1 protein-coding gene is annotated in these 415 nt (G+C 59.5%); it reads right to left on the reverse strand.

Going from position 1 to position 415, the window contains the following annotated elements; all coding sequences use genetic code 11:
* On the reverse strand, window positions 1-415 hold a 415-nt coding region (locus tag AB4Z23_RS28740; RefSeq protein WP_441361346.1), incomplete at both ends, for an SDR family NAD(P)-dependent oxidoreductase.

Raw genomic sequence — 415 nt, forward strand, 5'->3', positions numbered from 1 at the left:
CTCTGCGACCTCATCCGGCGTCGTGACTTCAGTCCCGGATCTCAACTTCGTCAGGTAGTCTTGGACGAATGCTTGGTAAGGCTCGGGGATTTCCATGCCCATGCGCGAGACAGCATTCTTGCCGAAGCCGGTCGTCGGTGCAGAGCCAGGTAGGACGAGTTTAGCGCGGATGCCGAACAGCGCCGCCTCGAGCGCGAGGCTCTCCGTGAAGGCATTGAGCGCTGCCTTGCTGGCGCGGTAAACCGAAAGCGCGGGCAACGGCCTTATCGTGACGGCCGAGCTGACGTTAACGATGACGCCTGAGCGACGGGATCGCATCTGCGGAAGGACAGCTTTTGACATCGCCATCGCACCGAAGACGTTTGTCTCGAACAGTTCGCGGATATTCGACATCTCCGTGCCTTCAAGCACATTG

The sequence above is a fragment of the Agrobacterium sp. MCAB5 genome, assembly GCF_052114365.1.
Taxonomy (GTDB): domain Bacteria; phylum Pseudomonadota; class Alphaproteobacteria; order Rhizobiales; family Rhizobiaceae; genus Agrobacterium; species Agrobacterium tumefaciens.